Source organism: Amycolatopsis ultiminotia (assembly GCF_039536925.1).
GTDB lineage: Bacteria > Actinomycetota > Actinomycetes > Mycobacteriales > Pseudonocardiaceae > Amycolatopsis > Amycolatopsis ultiminotia.
Genome location: NZ_BAAAZN010000018.1, coordinates 71023 through 88413, shown reverse-complemented (window position 1 = coordinate 88413; position 17391 = coordinate 71023). Strand labels below are relative to the sequence as shown.

Genomic DNA, 17391 nt, shown 5'->3' with positions numbered 1-17391 from the left:
AGCCACACACACCCGCCATCCCGCCACACCCAGCCACACACACCCGCCATCCCGCCACACCCAGCCACACACACCCGCCATCCCGCCACACCCAGCCACACACACCCGCCATCCCGCCACACCCAGCCACACACACCCGCCATCCCGCCACACCCAGCGTTCGCTCTCACCGCGACCCACACTCGCCGGACCCCACCGCGACCAGCGGCCGATACTTCGCGATACCCCCACCACGACCAACACTCGCCACCCGCCAGCGGCCGATACTCACCATCCTCACCGTGACCAACGCCCCACAATCGCCGCCCGCCGCGACCGCGACCAGCACCTGGCGCCCGATTGCGGCGAGCAGCCGTCACGCCCACCGTGACCAGTATTCGTCCTGCCACGGCCAACACTCGCCCACCGGCCGGTACTCACCACTCCACCGCCCCCGCTCGCCGTCCGACCACGACCTGCGCACGACACTCGATCGCGGCAGGCCTACGCGTGGATGGCCGGCCCGAGGCGTCACGGCGGTGGTGTCCACTGTGGATTTGTCGATGCGGGGACCGAGTGGGCTGTGACCGGCGTCCTGCGCACGGGAACTCCGCGACGGGTTAGGTTCGGCGGATGGAGCTGAGGCAGGTCGAGCACTTCCTCGCAGTGGTGCGGTATCGGGGGTTCACCCGTGCTGCGCAGGAGGTGCATGTCGTGCAGTCCGCGTTGAGTGCGTCGATCCGGAAGCTCGAGGCGGATCTCGGCGCGGAGCTGTTCGAGCGCACCACGCGCCAGGTCGCGTTGACCCCTGCGGGTGAGGCGCTGCTGCCGCTCGCGCGCCGGATCGTTGCCGACGTCGAGTCGGCTCGTGGCGAGGTCGCCGCGGTCACCGGGCTGGTTCGCGGGCGCGTGTCGATCGGCACCATCCAGACCTTGACCGTGGTCGACCTGCCGGGCCGCCTGCGCGCGTTCCGTGGCAGGCATCCGGCGATCCGCATCCACGTCCGCGAGGGCACCAGCCCGGTGCTGACCTCAGCGGTACTCGCCGGCGATCTCGAACTGTCCTATGTGGTCAGTCCGGACCCGCTGCCGGACGAGCTGACCGGCTTCGCACGATGGGAGCAGCGGCTGGTGCTGCTGACCCATCCCGGGCACCGGCTGGCCGGCAGGCGCCGGATCCGGCTCGCCGAACTGGCCGGCGAACCGTTCGTGGATTTCGCCGGAAGCGATCTGCAAGCCTTGGTGGAGCGAGCGTTCATCGCTGCCGGCGCCCGGCGCGAGCCGGTCTGCGAGGCCAGCCACGTCCCGCTGCTGGTCGACCTCGTGGCGGCCGGACTGGGCAGCACCATCGTGCCGGAGGCGGTGGCGCAGCGATCCGGGCTGCCGTTCGCGCGCCTCGTCGAGCCGGCCTTGAACAGGACGATTCACCTGGTCGGGCGCACCGCAAAGCTCACGAATCCGGCGGCAAGGGCACTGTTGACCGAGCTGCTGGCCTGACCGGCGGTTCCGCCGCCGGCGCCAGCACGAGCGCGAACCCGGCCAGCGCGAGGGCGAGGGCGAGCATGGTCAGCCCGGTGATCCCGGCGACGAACGCGAGCGCGAACACCCGTACCCCGAACCGCCGCAGCAACCGGATCAGATCGCTCGGCGGGGCATCGTCGTTCATACCGGGAGTATTCGGCACTTCCCGCCGGTGCGTCCAACACCGGTTTCCGATCGGATTCAGCGACCGAATCGATCAGCCTCACCATTCACCGGCGGATCCGGCGGCGGATCCGGCCGTGGATGCGGCACCGGCCGTTGCCGTGCCACCGGGTACCGCGCGAGTGGATGCGCCTCGTCCAGCCGATGCCGCGCCCGCCGTGGCGGTTCGTCGGCAGGCGTCCGCACCCGCCGATCGAGCGGCGGATCCGGCGGACGCGACCGGGCCGAGCGGCGCAGGAACAGCAGAGCCAGAACCGCGAACAGCGCGGCACCCGTCGCCAGGGGCCACCAGGCGTGCATGCGTCCTCCCGTCGTGGGTGGTCGCAGGCAAGGGTGCCCGGTCCGCTCGCACCAGCCCGGATGTCCACCCGCCCGGGTGACCCCGGAACGGGTTTCAGTGCAGTCCGTCACGCAATGCGGAAACCCGGTCCACCGCCGCGGTGAAGCTCTCCCCCGGCAGGGAGCCGTCGGAGAGACCGGCGGCGAGCGCGGACACCGCGTCGTCCCCCTGTGTCGTGTCCCGAGCCGAGGCGAGGATCAGATCCATCCCTGCCTTCGCGGCGAGCACGGCCCGGTTCCCGGTGTCACCGAAGTCCTTCAACGCTCCGGCCTCCAGCGCGTCGGTGATGGTCACCCCCTGGAACTTCTGCTGTTCGCGCAGTTCCTGCACGGCGGCAGGGGACAGCCCCGCCGGACGCGCCGCGTCGAGCGCCGGGTAGACCGCCCAGGAAAGCATCACGAGTTTCGCGCCGGCCTCGATCGCCGGCCCGTAGGGCGCTTCGTCCTTCGCCCGCAGCTCGGAGAGCGGCACGTTCAGCGTGACCGGTGCGACGTCGGTGTTGCCTCCCGCAGGCACCGCGCCGAGCCCCGGGAAGTGTTTCGCGGTGGCCGCCACGCCGGTGGCCTGCTGTGCGGTGATGAAGTCCCGGCCGAGCCGGCCAGCGGTCTGCGGGTCGTCGCTGTAGGAGCGGCCGAACTCGTCGATGAAGTTCCCCGGCTCGCGGTAGACGTCGAGCACCGGTGAGAGGTTCACGTTCATCCCGGCGCCGGACAGCGTGGTCCCGGCACCGGTACCCGCGTCCTTCGCCGCCGCGTCCGGATCCGCCGACTGGCCCACCTGCTTCTCGGAAAGCTCCGGCGCACCGGGCAGCCGCCGGACCTTGCCGCCCTCCTGGTCGGTCATCAGCAGCAGCGGCCTGCGCACCGGGCTCTGCGCGTTCGCGTCCCGCAGCTGCTGGACCACACCGGCGATCTGCTGGGCGTCGGAGACGTTCTCGCCGAAGAAGATCACCCCGGCCGCCTCACCGGCCCGGATCCGCTGCAACAGCTCGGCGGGCGGGGTCAGGCCGGGGTAGGAATAAATCACCCGCTGCCCGGCCAGCTGCCGGGGCGTCAGCCCGTCCGGGCCGGGCACCGCGGCGACGGTGCTCGCCGCACCCGCCAGCACCACCGCGGCCAGTGCCTGCAGTGTCGTCCTGCGCGTCATCCGTGTCATGGGACTCCCTCCAGTGGCCCACACGGTAACGCCTGCGCGCGACCGAGGGAAACTCCCGGCCGAAGCACGTCCGATGTCCGGAATACCCGGTCAGTCCGAAGTGGACATCACACCCAGTACGCCACCCGCGCGCGGTAGTTGCGCAGCACGGCCAGCGCCAGCGTCCAGCCCAGGATCGTCAGCACACCGGCCACCAGCCAGTGCGTCCAGGACTGCTGCTGCCCGACCAGCGGAGCGCGGATGATCTCCACGAAGTGGTACACCGGGTTGAGCTGCAACAGGTCCACCGCGATCGAACCGAAACCCTCGGTACTGCCTTCGTTCATCGCCCGCACCTGGTCCATCGACCACATGATCGGGGTGGCGTAGAAGAACATCGTGATGAAGCTCTGGATCACCGGCGGCACGTCGCGGAAGCGGGTGGACACCACGCCCAGCAGCAGGACCACCCACGCGCCGTTGAGCAGCAACAGCACCAGCCCCGGCACGGCCAGCACGATCTCCCAGCTCAGCCCGGGGTGCAGCAGCGCGCCCGGCCGGTCCACCAGGCGGTAGGGGTGGGAGAGCTTGCCGAAGAAGATCACCAGGATGACCACGTACACCACGAGGTTGTGCAGCAGATACAGCGCCTGCCGCCAGACCGTGCGCAGCGCGTACACCGAAACCGGCGCCGGGAGCTGTTTGATCATGCCCTCGTTTTCGATGAACGTCTGCGAACCCTCGACAATGCAGCCGTTCATGAAGTTCCAGAGGATCAGCCCGGTCGTGATACTCGGCAGCAGGGTGGAGATCGAAGTGCCGAACAGCGCCGAGTTCACCACTCCGAGCGCGAGTGCGGTGACCGCCATGCCCACGGTGATCCACAACGGACCGAGCGAGGAGCGCCGGTAGCGCTGTTTGATGTCCTGCCACGCCAGCAATGCCCACAGTTCCCGTGCGCGGACGCCGGCACCGAGATCGGCAAGCGCCCGGCGAAGGCTCTTCGGCGGCGCGTCGAGCTCGGGCGCGGTGGGCATGGCGCCAACGTAGCCGCGATCGCGAATCTTGGCCAATACCCGGCTACGGTGTGACCGTGAGCCATTTCCTGTCCCGCGTTCTCGCCGCACTCGACGACGGCGGAGACACCGTGCTGTTCCACCACGACGACACCACGATGACCTACCGCGCGGCGGCAGAGATGGTGTCCCGTATCCACGGTGGACTTTCCGGTCTTCGCGGTGCGGTGGCGATCGATGCTGCCAATCGGCCGGAGATCGTGCTCACCCAGCTCGCCGCGCAGCTGCAGGGACGGGAAGTACTGCTGATCGCCGCGTCGGCGAGCCACCCGGCCCGCGCCGCCGCACTGGAGACGACCGGCGCCACGCTGGTGACCGACACGGATTTTCCCACACTGGCCGCCGCTGCACCGTCCACTCCGGACACTCTGCCCGATTCGGTCACCGCGATCTTCCCCAGCGGCGGCACCACCGGCACACCCAAGCTGATCCGGCACCGCGGTATCTACGACGGGATGGCGCACATCTTCCGCCCGGACGGCACGCGCACCGCGCTCGTCACCGCGCCGCTCACGCACATGACCGGCAACGCCGCCGTCCTCGGGGCGATGCTTTGCGGGGACACTGTGGTACTGCACCGGAAGTTCGACGCGGAGGCGGTACTCGCCGATATCGAACGCCATCAGGTCACCACGCTCTCCCTCACGCCGGCAAGGCTGGCCGCGGTGCTGGACAGCCCTTCCTTGCGCCACACCGATCTTTCCAGTGTCCAGCAGCTTTCCCTCGGTGCCGCACCACTGCCGCCACGCCGGCTGGCCGAGGCGCTGTCGGTGTTCGGCCCGGTGGTCGGCCAGGGTTACGGGCTCACCGAGGCACCGATGATCGCCAGCATCTCCGCGGCCGAAGTGACCGACCGGCCCGAGCTGCTCGGCTCCGTCGGGCGGATCGTGCCCGGTATGCAAGCGCGGCTCGACGGTGGCGAGGTAGTCGTACGTGGACTGTCCATGATGGAGGGTTACCACGGCAGGCAGCCGATCGGCGACGGCTGGCTGCGCACCGGCGACCTCGGGCACTTCGACGACGAGGGCTACCTCTACCTGCACGACCGGCTCGACGACGTGATCGTCACCGGAGAGCACGGCACGAAAATCGCTTCGACCACCGTGGAACATTCACTGCTCGGTCATCCCCGCGTCCGCGCGGCCGCGGTATTCGCCGTGCCGGGCCCCGGCGGCGAAGGAGAGCTGGTGCACGCCGTGGTCGTCACCGACGCACCGGCCACGGTGCACGAACTGCGCGCACACGTCCGCGCGGATCTGGGCGGCGAGCACTTTGTTCCCTCCACTGTGGACTTCACGGACACGTTGCCGTTCACCGCAGTGGGCAAAGTGAACAAGCGCGCGCTCCGCGCCCCGTTCTGGCAAGGACTCCCCCGGCACATCGCTTGATCGGCCGCCCACGAATGCGGACCCGGCGCACCCGGGGCTCGATCACGGGCGTCCGTTTCGGCTAGAGTGGGCCACGGCGACGCGGAGGTGAGCCGGTGGAGGACCACCCACTCCGGGGCAACCCCGGGGAGCAGGACGACACGCAGGCACAGCGCCCCACGCGAGCGCGGCACGCTCCGCGTACAAGACCGCGCGGATGAACGGAGAAAGAGTCACCTCCGCGTCGCTCCTGGAACCGATGCCGGTGTGGCGCTGGCAGGTCGCGCGGTGGGCGACGTTCGACGAGTGCGCCGCCGGACTCGATCTCACGCCCGCTGAGCTGAGCTGGTTCGCCGACGCCCGCGGCTGGAACCGCCGGGCGCCCGGTCGGCTGCGGCACTACAGCTACCGCTGGGTCCCCACCGCGTCCGGCGGGGTGCGGCTGATCGAACGGCCGAAACCGCGGCTGGCCGAGCTGCAGCGCAGGGTTCGGCGGCACGTGCTCGACGCACTGCCGGTCCACGAAGCCGCGCACGGCTTCCGCCGTGAACGGTCCGTCCACACGTGCGCACAACCCCACGCCGGGCAACCGGTCGTGGTGCGGATGGATCTCGAAGGCTTCTTCCCGACGGTGTCCGCGACCCGGGTGCGTTCGCTGCTGGAGCTGGCCGGTTACCCGCCCGCGGCAACCGAGGCGCTCGCCGGGATCCTCACCACCCGCACACCGGCGGATGTACTGCGCGACGCGCCCGCACGGTCCCGGTTGCTGGGCCGGCTCGCCGGGACGCACCTGCCGCAGGGCGCGCCGTCTTCGCCGTCGGTCGCGAACGCGGTGACGCATCACCTCGACCGCCGGCTGTCCGGCTTGGCCACGAGCCTCGGCGCGGTCTACACCCGCTACGCCGACGATCTCGCCTTCTCCGGCGGCACCGGACTCGCGCTGCACCGGCTGCTGCCCGGCGTCCGCCGGATCGTCACCGACGAGGGGTTCCGCCTCCGCGACGACAAGACTTCGGTCACCCCCGCGTACCGGCAGCAGCGGGTGGCGGGACTCGTGGTGAACGCGGCACCCGCCGTCGCCCGCGCGCAGTACGACGAATTGCGCGCCGTACTGCACAACTGTGTACGCACCGGCCCGGCAGCGCAGAATCGCCGCGGCCATGCCGACTTTCACGCGCATCTGCTCGGCCGGATCGCCTGGGTCGCCGCCACGAATACCGCACGCGGCGCGAAGCTCACCGCCTTGTTCCGCCGGATCGAGTGGAGCTGAGCTCAGTTCCAGGGGCCGAGCCGCTGTTCGAGATCCGCCCACCATCCGCTGGGCGCCGCTTCGCGGGCCTGGATCGAACCCGCCCTTCGCGCCAGATCGAACCGGTTCTCGCGCCGGGCGTAGGCCAGCAGCGCGTCGTACTGGGCGCGCGGCAGCCACCCTTGCTCGCGGCCTGCCTCCAGCCACATCAGCTGGTGCACGAGCTCCACACTGCCCTTGTCCAGCCTGCGCAGCCGCCGTGTGAACCGTTTCGTCGCTTCGGAATCGCCCTCCCGCACGGCCCGGCACGCCAGCAGCAACGTCGTCGCGGCGAGCACGTCGGAGCGGTGCACCCCGCCTTCCGCCGCGAGGTGCTCGGCCAGCTGGTAACTGCGCTTGCCCCGGCCCTGGCGCATCGCCTGCGCCAGCGCGTACCGCTGGCGCGAAAGGTAATCGGCCCGGACCACACTCCCCGAATCGTGCACCACGTCCCCTCCCCGCGACCGGCACCGTGCCGGCCACTGTCCCTACCCGATGCTCCGACAGAGTGACAGATCCTGTGAAGCAACTCCCCATTTCCCCGATAACGCTACTGCCGGTCCCACCCGGTCCACCCACCCGGGCGAAGATCGACAACCCCAGTATGCCCGTACTTGCGCCCGATTCCCCGAAATTCCGGCAGCGAGCCGTCTTTCCGATCTGCGGACCCCCAGCGGCCGTCGAGGCGCAACCCCCGACACCGAACCGGATTCCGCAGCAATCCGCCGACGACGCTGCGAATGTCATTGCCAGCCACGGGATTCACGCCCACCACGCAAAGTCCCGGCGAACGACGTGTAGGTACCGGTGAGTAGACAGCAGAAAAGCTCCGCGCCGACGGTGCGATGGGCAACGCGGAGCGTGAGTACCCGGGCTACCGACTGAGAACTGCGCCTTTTGCCGACGCCCTGGAGCGGGACACCTGCGGTGCAGCCCGCGTGCATGGCAGGTCGTCGATTCAAGCTGTGGCACGCTCCGGCGTACAAGAGGTTGGCGAGTAGTGCACCGTGCCGACAGCGCTTCCCTGGCAGCGCCCGCCAATCGACGTGTGAAGTCCCTGGGACGTTGCCACCGCGTCAGGTCAGCCCGGCCGGACCTTCCGCGCGCTCCGCACCGGAAGCGCGCCGAGCCCAACCCGGCAGGTTCACCGGGCAGCCCTCGATCAGCACGCCTCATCGACGTTCACCCGGGCAAGGACGTTCACCGGGCAAGCCTGGTCGCCGCCCTCGGCACATCCCGATCGGCACTTCCGCGGCCACCGGCACTGAGAGGAGTGCGTCACCCACCCTCGTGGGACGCATTCCTCCGCAACTGCACTGCGGCTCCTCGGTGGCCGGATCTGTGCCCGGGGGCCGGATGTCAGGCGACCTCGGTGCGGCTCCCGCCGTTCGTGTGCAGGCCCAGCATGTCGAGCAGCTGTGCGCACTCCTCGGCATTCTTGGCCCGCGAGGCCACGGCCAGCGCGGCCTTGCGGCGGCGGGCTTCCTGTCCCGCGGTGTCGACTTCGTCGGTGACGAGGTCCGGCGCCGGATGCAGTCCGGTGGTCAGGTCACGCATGGTGGCTCCTCCCCGCTCGGCGGCGACGCGAGGTCTTCCCGCGCGCCGTGCTACTCCTACAACGGCGGTCCGGCACCGGATGTTCCGATGACCCCGATCACGCCGCACCCTCGAAGCGCCGACCGGATGTCCCGTCGTTCCCGGCCTACCCGCGCGTTCCCCGGTCAAAACGCCGTCCTTTGTGGACTTCCGGGATGCGGATGAACCGTTCCGTCCATTCGAGTGGCGTGACTGGCATCACTCACCTGGGTGGTTCACCATGCACGCTGTGGATACAGCCGGGCACTCTGTGCGCACTGCCCTCGTCGGGCTGACTGTCCTCTCGCTGGGGATCGTCGTGGCGCTGCACGCGCGGGACCTGCCGGTGATCGGCGACGGCACCGGGTACGCCGCCGAGTTCAGCGAAGCGGCCGGGCTCGATGTGGGCAACGAGGTGCGCATCGCCGGGGTCAAGGTCGGCCGGGTGTCCGCGATCGCGCTCGACGGCTCGTCGGTGCGTGTTTCGTTCCGGGTGTCGGGTGCCTGGCTCGGCGACGCCACCACCGCCTCGATCCGGCTGAAGACCGTGCTCGGCCAGAAGTACCTCGCACTCGACCCGACGGGCAACGGCCGGCTCGACCCTGGCGTGCCGATCCCGCGCGCCCGCACGACGGTCCCCTACGACGTACTACCGGCCTTCCGGCAGCTGTCCGAGACGGTGGGCCAGATCGACACCACCCGGCTGTCACGCAGCTTCCAGGCAATCGCGGGCACGTTCGCGCGAACCCCGGCCGACGTGCGCACCGCACTCGAGGGTCTTTCCCGGCTCGCCGACACCGTCGCCAGCCGCGACGCCCAGCTCACCCACCTGCTGGCCGCCACGCGCACCGTCTCCGGCACCCTCGCAGGCCGCGACGCCGAGCTGGCCCGTCTGCTCGCCGACGGCAACCGCCTGCTCGATGAGGTGCAACGCCGGGCATCGGCCGTTTCCGCGCTGCTCGACGGCTCCCGCCGGCTGGCCACCGAACTGTCCGGCCTGATCTCCGACAACGACGCCGGCCTGACCCCGGTGCTCACCGAGCTCGACCGGCTCACCGCGACGCTGCAGCGCAACCAGGACTCCCTCGCACAGGGGATCCGGGCGCTCACGCCGCTGGTGCGCTTCGCCACCAACCTCGCGGGCAACGGCCACTGGATCGACGGCTACCTGTGCGGGCTGATGCCGCCCGCGCTCGGAGCAGTCGACGAACCGGGCTGCTTTCCCGGGTAGCGGTCTCAGTCCCGCAGTCCGGGCCCGCCGGTGATCCGCACGGTGACCTGGTTGTCGTTGTAGGTGTAGGCCTCGAAGCGGTACTCCAGCCCGGCCTTCTCGACGTGCTCGTTCCATGCCCGGTACTCGTGCCGCTGCCAGCCGGGGAAGTTGAAGAACTCGTCGAAGTGCACGATGCTGCCCACCCGCAACCGCGGGCCGACCTGGTCCAGCACGGTCTTCGCGGAGCTGTAGAGGTCACTGTCCACGTGCAGGAAGTCCACCGTCCCCGGGTGGTTGCCGAGGAAGCCGGGGAGGCTGTCCGAGAACAGGCCCACCACCAGCTCGGCACCGGGGACGTCGGGCAGGTCGTCGCGGGCGAAGGCACCCGCGGGCATACCGTTGAGCCACGCCTCGGGCAGCCCGTCGAACGAGTCGAAGCCGTACACCCCGCTCCCGCCGCGCGCGGCGGCGATCGTCCGCAGTGTGTTCCCCGACGCGACCCCGAATTCCAGCGCCATCCCACCGCTGGGCGCGAGTGACAGGGCGTACTGCAGCGTGTCCTTCGGACTGCCGAAATGCTTCGCGCCGATGAGGTTTTCCCGCGCGAAGACGTTGCTCTCCAGCGCCGCGTCCTGGTCCCCGGCGTACACGATGTCGCGGCGGCTGCGGATCTCGAATTCCACCACCCGGTCGAGCAGCCGGTCACCCTGACGGACGATCTCCGCCTGCAGATCCTCGCGCGTCCGGCGGAGTTCCTGCTCCAGTTCACCCAGCCGTGCGGGGTAGGGATCGTGCAACCGGGTGGCCGCCCTGCGCAGTGCCAAGCCGGCCTGCCGGCGCACCGCGGAGCCCAGAGTCCTTGCCGTAAAACGATCTTGGCGGTTCTGGTTCATCACGGGACGATAACCGACCACCGGGGCGCACCCCGCAGCACCCGGTCTACCCGGGAGTAGGCCCGCACCGTCCACTGTGTACCGCATCCGGGCGGCGCCCGATCGTCATCCGGCGCACCCGTGCTCGCCGCCTCCCGGCAACGTGTCCACCGCACCATGTCCGGCGTGACGATCATGACGAGCAGGCTCTGGTGGGCCTGGCAGACGGTGCGGTCCGCGGCGCTGGCCTACTACCGCAGGCGAGCGGCGGGCTGAGCGCTCAGCGTTCCTGGCCGTCGCCGCCCTGTTCGGCGAGGAACCGCTCGAACTGGGTGCCCAGTTCGTCCGCGGTGGGCATGTGCTCCTGCGATTCGGCGAGCAGGCTGTGCCCGGACGCGGCGACGAACGTGTCGTACTGCCGTTCCAGCGCGTGCACCACGTCGGCGACCTCGTCGGATTCGGCCACCTGGCGGTCGATCTCCACGGTGGCCGCCTTGGCCGCCTCCCGCAGCTGCTCGTCCGGCAGGCGCAGCCCGCTGGTCTTGCCGATCGTCTCGAGCACCCGCAGCGCCGCCGACGGATACGCCGACTGGGCGAGGTAGTGCGGCACGTGCGCGGCGTAACCCAGCGCGTCGTGCCCCCATTCGCCGAGGCGCAATTCCAGCAGCGCAGCCGCACTGCCGGGCACCTGCATCCGGTTGGGCAGCGGCTGGTGCTCGCCGATCAGGTCCTCGCGGGTGGCGTGTGCGGTGACGCCGAGCGGACGGGTGTGCGGTGCGCCCATCGGAATCCCGTGGAAGCCGACGGCCAGCCGCACGCCCCAGCGCTCGATCAGCTGCCGGACGGCGGCGGCGAAGCGTTCCCACTCGCGGTCCGGCTCCGGGCCGGACAGCAGCAGGAACGGCGTGCCGTCCGCGTCGTGCAGCAGGCGGACGGCGAGCTCGGGCGATTCGTAGTCCGCCCAGTGGTCCACCTCGAAGGTCATCGAGGGCCGCCGCGAGCGGTAGTCGATCAGCCGATCAACGTCGAACCGCGCGATCACGCGGTTCTCCACCTCGCCGATCAGGTGCTCGGTGACGAGCCGACCGGTCGAACCGGCGTCCATGAAACCCTCGAAGAAGTGCAGGAGCACGGCTCCGTCCAGGTCGGGGACGTCCGAGTCCACCTCGTACAGTTCCTCGGGATCGAATCCCACCGGATCCTCCTGCTGATCGCTGTCGTGCACGGACGTACCGACGTACAACGCGCCGCGCCGGCGATTCCATCCCGTCCGCGGCGCAAATAGTAACGCGCCGCATCCGGCCCGGTCCCTGGATCAGGGGATCGTGACACTTGTCGTGGCCACGATCACCGCTTTTCGGGCACGCTGAGCAGGTGACCGGAAAAGAAACCACCACGTTGCGGCTGCGTCTTCGCCCACCCGAACACCGGGTGAGCCGGAAGGCGATCGGTCATTGGGCGGCGTCGGCAGGGGTGCTCTGGCTGCTGCTGATCGCGCTGCAGACGGTGGTGGTCACGACCGCCGACGATCCGCCGTCGTGGCTGTCGGTCACGCTCGTGCTCTGCTGCGTGCTCGGCCCGCTGCACCTGCTCGTGATGCCGCAGTGGCGCTACCGCGTGCACCGCTGGGAGGTGACCGCGGAGGCGGTCTACACCCAGTCCGGCTGGCTCAAGCAGGAATGGCGGATCGCGCCGATCTCGCGGATCCAGACCGTCGACGTCGAACGGGGACCGCTCGAGCAGCTGTTCGGGCTCTCCCGGATCACCGTGACCACGGCGTCCGCCGCGGGGCCGTTGCGAATTTCCGGCCTCGACCACGACCGGGCGGTGGCACTGGCCGACGAGCTGACCCACACCACCCAGGCCGCCCGCGAGGACGCGACGTGAGCGTCCCCGCACCCTCCGTGCCGGTCGCCGCGGAGGGCAGCGACCAGGCCCCGTGGCACCGGCTCGACCGGCGGATGCTGCTGATCCGCCCGGTACTCGACCTGGTCCGTTCGCTGCCGGTGCTGGTCGGCGCGCTGTTCCTCGGGCACGACAGCTACTGGCAGTGGATCGGTCTGGTCGCCACCGCGGTGACCGTGGCAACCGGCATCTCGCACTGTCTCACCTCGCGCTACCGCATCACCGCAACGCAGGTCGAATGGCGCACCGGGCTGGTGCTGCGCAAGCAACGCGCAGTCCCGCGCGACCGGATCCGCACCGTGGACGTGGTGTCGGAACCGAAACACCGGCTGTTCTCCCTTGCCGCGGTACGAATCGGCACCGGACGGCATTCGCAGGGCAAGGGGCCGGGCAAGGACGAACTGGTCCTCGACGCCGTCACCCAGGCGGCGGCGGGCCGGCTGCGGACCCTGTTGCTGCACCGGAACGCGGCAGAGGCACCGGCCGGCGCGGCCGCCGGGGCACCGGCCGAGCCGGAGGCGGTCGCCGAATCGGTCATCGCCACCGTCGACAAGCGCTGGCTCCGGTACGCGCCGTTCACGCTGTCCGGCCTCGCCGTGGTCGCCGCGGTCCTCGGCGCCACCTACCACTTCGCGCACGAACTGCACCTCGATCCGGTCCGCTTCGGGCCGGTCCGCGCGCTCACCGAACGCGCGCTGGCCCAGCCGGTGTGGCTCATCGTGCTGGTCGCCGCGGCCGGCCTGCTGGTGCTGGTGTCGGTGCTGTCGGTGGGCGGGTACGTGCTGTCTTTCTGGAACTTCCGGCTCAGCCGCGAACCCGGCGGCACGCTGCACATCCGGCGCGGTCTGGTGACCACACGTTCGGTGTCGATCGAGGAAGAGCGGCTGCGTGGGGTGGAGGTGAAGGAACCGTTGCCGCTGCGGGTGGTCGGTGGTGCCAAATGCGTTGCGGTGGCCGCGGGCCTGCGCGAGGGCAAGGGCGCCGACCGTGGCGGTGGTCTGCTGCTGCCGCCGGCCCCGGCCGTGCGGGTGCGCGAGGTGGCCGCCGAAGTGCTCGGGGAAGACGTCGCGAACGCACCGCTCGTCCGGCATCCGCGGCAGGCCGGAGTCCGTCGGCTGACCCGTGCGACGGGGAGCGTACTGCTGCTCGCCGCGGCGCTGTTCCTGTTCGCACGGCTCGCCGTGCTCCCGGAGTGGCCGTGGCAGGCGGCGCTCGTGCTGGTGCCGTTCGCGGTGCTCGTCGGACTCGACCGCTACCGCACGCTCGGGCACACCGTGGCCGGCCGGTACCTCGTCACGCGCTCGGGTTCGCTGGCCCGTGCGACGGTCGCGGTGCGGCGCGACCGGCTGACCGGGATCGTCCTCGAACGGTCCCTGTTCCAGCGGCGGGCGGGACTGGTGACCGTGATCGCGCCGATCGCGGCAGGCCGTGGCCACTACCGCGTGCTCGACGTCGGCGAGGACACCGGCCTCGCGCTCGCGGACGCCGCGGTACCCGGCCTGCTCACCCCGTTTCTGGTCCCGGAAACCCGTTGACCTGTGGTAATTTACTGACTCGTTCGCCGCATCGAACCGTTCGCTCGCTCGAAGAGGTTTCCAGATGCCGGATGCTTCGCTTCCCGTCCCGGGGCCTCGCCGCACGCCCGGCGCGAGCAGTTCGCGCAAAGTGCTGCAGGTGCTGCTGTCGTTTTCCGAACGCCGGTGGGAGGCGAGCGTGGCGGAGCTGGCCGAGGTGATCGGCAGCCCGGTCGCCACCACCTACCGGTACGTGCAGCTGCTGAAGGAACTTCAGTTGCTCGAGGAGTCCCGTTCGGGGCGCTACCACGTGACGAGCCGGGTGATGCCGCTCGCGCGCGCCGCCGGGCTGGCCAACGACCTGGCACGGATCGCGCGGCCGGCAATGGAGGAGGCGGCACACGAACTGGGTGAGACGATCCTGCTGTTCCAGCACTTCGGGGAGCTCGCCGTATGCGCCGACCGGGTGGAATGCGATCGCGCGATGCGGTTCACCTTCCAGCCGGGCCATTCGATCCCGCTCGGTTCGGGCGCAACCGGGAAGATGCTGCTGGCGCTGTTGCCCGACGGCGAGCGGGAACAGCAGGTGGCCCGGATTTCCCGCGAGCGCGGCATCGAGCTGCGCGACGAGCTGAAGCAGGCACGGGCGAGCCGTTATGCGCAGAGCTGGGGCGAGATCGAGGAAGGCGTCTGGGCCTGTTCGGTACCGGTGGACGCGGACCGCCTGCGCCCGAGTGTGCTCAGCCTGGTCGGACCGGCGATCCGGATCGGTGCCGTGGCGCGGGAACGGGCGATCACCGCGCTGCGCTCGTACGCGGAACGGATCCGGAAATCGGTTTCGGAGTATTCGCTGTAGCCGGTAGGAAAAGCAGGTGATCCGTCTCGCCACGTCCGCCGACCTGCCGTTGCTGACCGCGCTCGAACGTGCGGCCGGCGCACCGTTCCGCGACGTGGGGATGGCCGCGATCGCCGACGACACCCCGGCTTCCCCCGGGGAGCTGGCGGTCTTCCAGACCGACGGCCGCTGCTGGGTGTACGCGGAGCACGGGCGCCCGGTCGGCTATGCGGTGGCTGCCGAAGTGGACGGATTCGGCCACGTGGAACAGGTCTCGGTGCTGCCGAGCCACGCCCGGCGCGGTCTGGGCAGGCAGCTGATCGAGACCGTCGACGAGTGGGCGGCCGCGCGCGGGCGGCCAGGACTCACCCTCACCACGTTCGTCGAGGTCCCGTGGAACGGGCCGTACTACGAACGCCTCGGCTTCCGGCGGCTGCCGGTGGAGGCGCAGGGCCCCGGACTACGCGCGATCCGCGAGGCCGAAATCGCCCGCGGACTGGACCGATGGCCGCGAGCGGCATTCGTGCGGCTTCGCAGACGTCGAGGCTGAGTGCGCGCAGCTTGCCGAAGACCACGTCGTTCACCGAGCCGGGCGTGGGGAGACGACGGCGGGAGCGGCCCCCGGTGACCGGTTGCGGACAGCGCCGGCTGCGGTTCGGCGGACCCGGAGTGGCACGTCGTTCGAACACATGTTCTACTGGTCGGGCCGGTCCCGGAGGGGGAAGCTCCGCGGGCCGGCCCCGATTCCCAGGAGGCAGTGTGGCGGTCAAGATCACCCACCTGGCGAGCGGACAGCAGGTCCGGTTCGCCAACGCCGACGGAGCCCGCCGGTACGCCGAGATCATCGGCGGCGGCGTGGACAAGTGGCGATTCACCGTGGTACCCGCGGACAGCGAAGCGCGAGCGGCGCCGCGCGGGGTCGTCAACGTCCCGGTGTGGCGAGTGGCTTCCCGGTGACCGCCGGATTCTCCGGGACCACGGCTTTCCGCGAGGGCACCGCGCCACCGGGCGGCTTCCGGAGACCGCCGGGTTCTCCGGAAGCACGGCTTTCCCGGAGAACCCGCCGCCGGGTGGCACCCGGAGCACTGTTGCCACGCCGCCGATCGGGCTGGTCCGGGGAAGGAGCCGGCACCGGGCAGCACGATCCTGCTGACGTGTCCGGGCGATCGATCCGGACCGGGACTGCCCCAGCTCTTGGCGAGCGGCTCGGCATTCGACGGGAACCGGACCGCCGTCGCGCCCGCCGAACGGACCGAGGTGCCCGAACCCGGCCTGGATTTCGAATCCGGGCAGACCGCTCTGCTCCGGACCGCCGAGAACGTTCCCCGAACGCAGCACCACCGGAGAACCCCTTGGCGCGCCTGGGATGTCGGCTACGCACGCGGCTGCACTCCGGAGCCCACTGCTGACCGCCAGGCAAACGCCGGGCGAACACCTTCTCTGTTTCCGGCCGGGTGGCCGCTTTCGCCAGGGCCGGACGGAGTAGCGCCGCGGCCGGTGTATTGCCCCCATCTCCGGCGCTGTGGTCAACTCTTGCCGGCAAAGCCGCTCGCGAAGATCGCGGCGGCGAAAGGGGATCGTTGTGTTGACTGTGCACCGGCGCGGCCGGAAGTGCGTCACCGTCGCGTTGGCCGTCGCCGGGCTGGGGCTCTCTGCCGCCACCGCGCACGCGGCGCCGGACGCCGACGCGTGGCCGGGTGGTTCCGACGTCGCGAACGCCGACAGCTCAGGCGTCTTCGGTGAGAACCTCAGCGGCCTCGCGTTCTCGAGCCCCACTGCGGTGTGGGCGGTGAAAAACGGTCCCGGCACGCTCTACCACCTCGTGCCCGACGGGTCGAACTGGCGTCCCGATCCCGCCGAGGGCACCGCATTGCACTACCCCGGCGGAAAGGGCGACCCGGACGCCGAAGGCGTTGTCGAGACCCCCGAAGGAATCTTCACCGCAACCGAGCGCGACAACGACCACGGCGACGTCAGCAAACCGGGAGTGCTCCGCTACGCCGAGCCCGGCACCGCCGAGGCACTCGACGCGACCGCCGAATGGGAGCTGACCGACGACCTCCCCAAGGTGGACAGCAACGAGGGCCTCGAAGGCATCGCCTGGATTCCGGACACCGACCTCACCGCGCACGGATTCCACGACGAGCACACGAAAGCGGCCTACGATCCGGCCAGTTACCCCGGGCACGGCAGCGGTCTGTACTTCGTCGGCCTCGAGGCCGACGGCACCGTTTACGCCTACGCGCTCGATCAGTCCGGCGGCGGTTACACCCGTGTCGCCACCATCCCGAGCGGCCTGCCCGCGGTGATGGACCTGGAGTACGAACCGCGGACCGGGCACTTGTGGGCCGCCTGCGACGACACCTGCAAGGGCCACACCACCACCCTCGACATCGACGCCGACGGCACCTTCACCGCAGGCGCGGAGTACGACCGCCCCTCCGGAATGCCGGACTACAACAACGAAGGGTTCGCGATCGCACCCCAGTCCGCCTGCGCGAACGGAAACGCCGCCGTCCTGTGGTCCGACGACGCCAACGACGACGACCACGCACTGCGCAGCGGAACCCTGCCCTGCCAGGGGTGACC

17 protein-coding genes are annotated in these 17391 nt (G+C 70.4%); 10 read left to right on the top strand and 7 right to left on the bottom strand.

From position 1 onward, the window contains the following. Positions 1-612 precede the first annotated feature (612 nt). Complete coding sequence (locus tag ABD793_RS32655) at positions 613-1476, top strand: LysR family transcriptional regulator (RefSeq protein ID WP_344867074.1); 864 nt, start codon at positions 613-615, stop codon at positions 1474-1476. Here the strand turns inward: ABD793_RS32655 and ABD793_RS32650 are convergent. The 3 genes from ABD793_RS32650 to wzm all read right to left on the bottom strand — a co-directional run bounded on the left by ABD793_RS32650 (position 1430) and on the right by wzm (position 4194). Continuing rightward, positions 1430-1645 (bottom strand): hypothetical protein, encoded by a 216-nt coding sequence (locus ABD793_RS32650; protein WP_344867072.1) that lies wholly within the window; start codon positions 1643-1645, stop codon positions 1430-1432. The genes ABD793_RS32655 and ABD793_RS32650 overlap by 47 nt on opposite strands. Positions 1646-2077: 432 nt before the next feature. Continuing rightward, the gene (locus ABD793_RS32645; protein ID WP_344867070.1) at positions 2078-3178 is read right to left on the bottom strand and encodes a glycoside hydrolase family 3 N-terminal domain-containing protein; all 1101 of its coding nucleotides are present in this window, start codon (positions 3176-3178) and stop codon (positions 2078-2080) included. 107 nt (positions 3179-3285) lie between these two features. Beyond that, a complete protein-coding gene (gene wzm, locus ABD793_RS32640; RefSeq protein WP_344867068.1) occupies positions 3286-4194 on the bottom strand; it encodes a galactan export ABC transporter permease subunit Wzm/RfbD in 909 nt (302 codons plus the stop codon). A 56-nt stretch (positions 4195-4250) separates the two neighbouring features. Between wzm and ABD793_RS32635 the strand changes: the two genes are divergently transcribed. Both ABD793_RS32635 and ABD793_RS32630 read left to right on the top strand, forming a co-directional pair. Continuing rightward, a complete protein-coding gene (locus ABD793_RS32635) occupies positions 4251-5621 on the top strand; it encodes a class I adenylate-forming enzyme family protein (RefSeq protein WP_344867066.1) in 1371 nt (456 codons plus the stop codon). A 196-nt stretch (positions 5622-5817) separates the two neighbouring features. Then, a complete protein-coding gene (locus ABD793_RS32630; protein WP_344867064.1) occupies positions 5818-6870 on the top strand; it encodes a reverse transcriptase family protein in 1053 nt (350 codons plus the stop codon). Positions 6871-6872: 2 nt separating this feature from the next. Here ABD793_RS32630 and ABD793_RS32625 read toward each other — a convergent pair whose 3' ends face one another. Both ABD793_RS32625 and ABD793_RS32620 read right to left on the bottom strand, forming a co-directional pair. Further along, entirely contained in the window at positions 6873-7337 is a 465-nt protein-coding gene (locus ABD793_RS32625; protein WP_344867062.1) for a hypothetical protein, read from the bottom strand. Between the two features lie 910 nt (positions 7338-8247). Continuing rightward, complete coding sequence (locus ABD793_RS32620; RefSeq protein ID WP_344867060.1) at positions 8248-8445, bottom strand: hypothetical protein; 198 nt, start codon at positions 8443-8445, stop codon at positions 8248-8250. Positions 8446-8713: 268 nt separating this feature from the next. On the opposite strand from ABD793_RS32620, the gene ABD793_RS32615 reads away from it, so the two are divergent. Then, on the top strand, positions 8714-9694 hold the full coding sequence (locus tag ABD793_RS32615) for an MCE family protein (protein ID WP_425548804.1): 981 nt from the start codon (positions 8714-8716) through the stop codon (positions 9692-9694). A 5-nt stretch (positions 9695-9699) separates the two neighbouring features. Here ABD793_RS32615 and ABD793_RS32610 read toward each other — a convergent pair whose 3' ends face one another. Then, the gene (locus tag ABD793_RS32610) at positions 9700-10530 is read right to left on the bottom strand and encodes a class I SAM-dependent methyltransferase (RefSeq protein ID WP_344867221.1); all 831 of its coding nucleotides are present in this window, start codon (positions 10528-10530) and stop codon (positions 9700-9702) included. Between the two features lie 298 nt (positions 10531-10828). Beyond that, positions 10829-11743: a proteasome assembly chaperone family protein gene (locus ABD793_RS32605; protein ID WP_344867057.1), complete on the bottom strand. Its 915-nt coding sequence runs from the start codon at positions 11741-11743 to the stop codon at positions 10829-10831. A gap of 179 nt (positions 11744-11922) precedes the next feature. Between ABD793_RS32605 and ABD793_RS32600 the strand changes: the two genes are divergently transcribed. From ABD793_RS32600 to ABD793_RS32575, 6 genes are all read left to right on the top strand, one after another. Next, the gene (locus tag ABD793_RS32600) at positions 11923-12435 is read left to right on the top strand and encodes a PH domain-containing protein (RefSeq protein ID WP_344867055.1); all 513 of its coding nucleotides are present in this window, start codon (positions 11923-11925) and stop codon (positions 12433-12435) included. Then, complete coding sequence (locus tag ABD793_RS32595) at positions 12432-13988, top strand: PH domain-containing protein (protein ID WP_344867053.1); 1557 nt, start codon at positions 12432-12434, stop codon at positions 13986-13988. The genes ABD793_RS32600 and ABD793_RS32595 overlap by 4 nt, the downstream gene beginning before the upstream one ends. A gap of 64 nt (positions 13989-14052) precedes the next feature. Further along, on the top strand, positions 14053-14823 hold the full coding sequence (locus ABD793_RS32590) for an IclR family transcriptional regulator (RefSeq protein WP_344867051.1): 771 nt from the start codon (positions 14053-14055) through the stop codon (positions 14821-14823). Between the two features lie 16 nt (positions 14824-14839). Beyond that, a complete protein-coding gene (locus ABD793_RS32585; protein WP_344867049.1) occupies positions 14840-15352 on the top strand; it encodes a GNAT family N-acetyltransferase in 513 nt (170 codons plus the stop codon). Between the two features lie 209 nt (positions 15353-15561). Next, positions 15562-15759, top strand: coding sequence for a hypothetical protein (locus tag ABD793_RS32580; RefSeq protein ID WP_344867047.1), 198 nt, complete (start codon positions 15562-15564; stop codon positions 15757-15759). Between the two features lie 625 nt (positions 15760-16384). After that, the gene (locus ABD793_RS32575; RefSeq protein ID WP_344867045.1) at positions 16385-17389 is read left to right on the top strand and encodes a hypothetical protein; all 1005 of its coding nucleotides are present in this window, start codon (positions 16385-16387) and stop codon (positions 17387-17389) included. Positions 17390-17391: the final 2 nt, after the last annotated feature.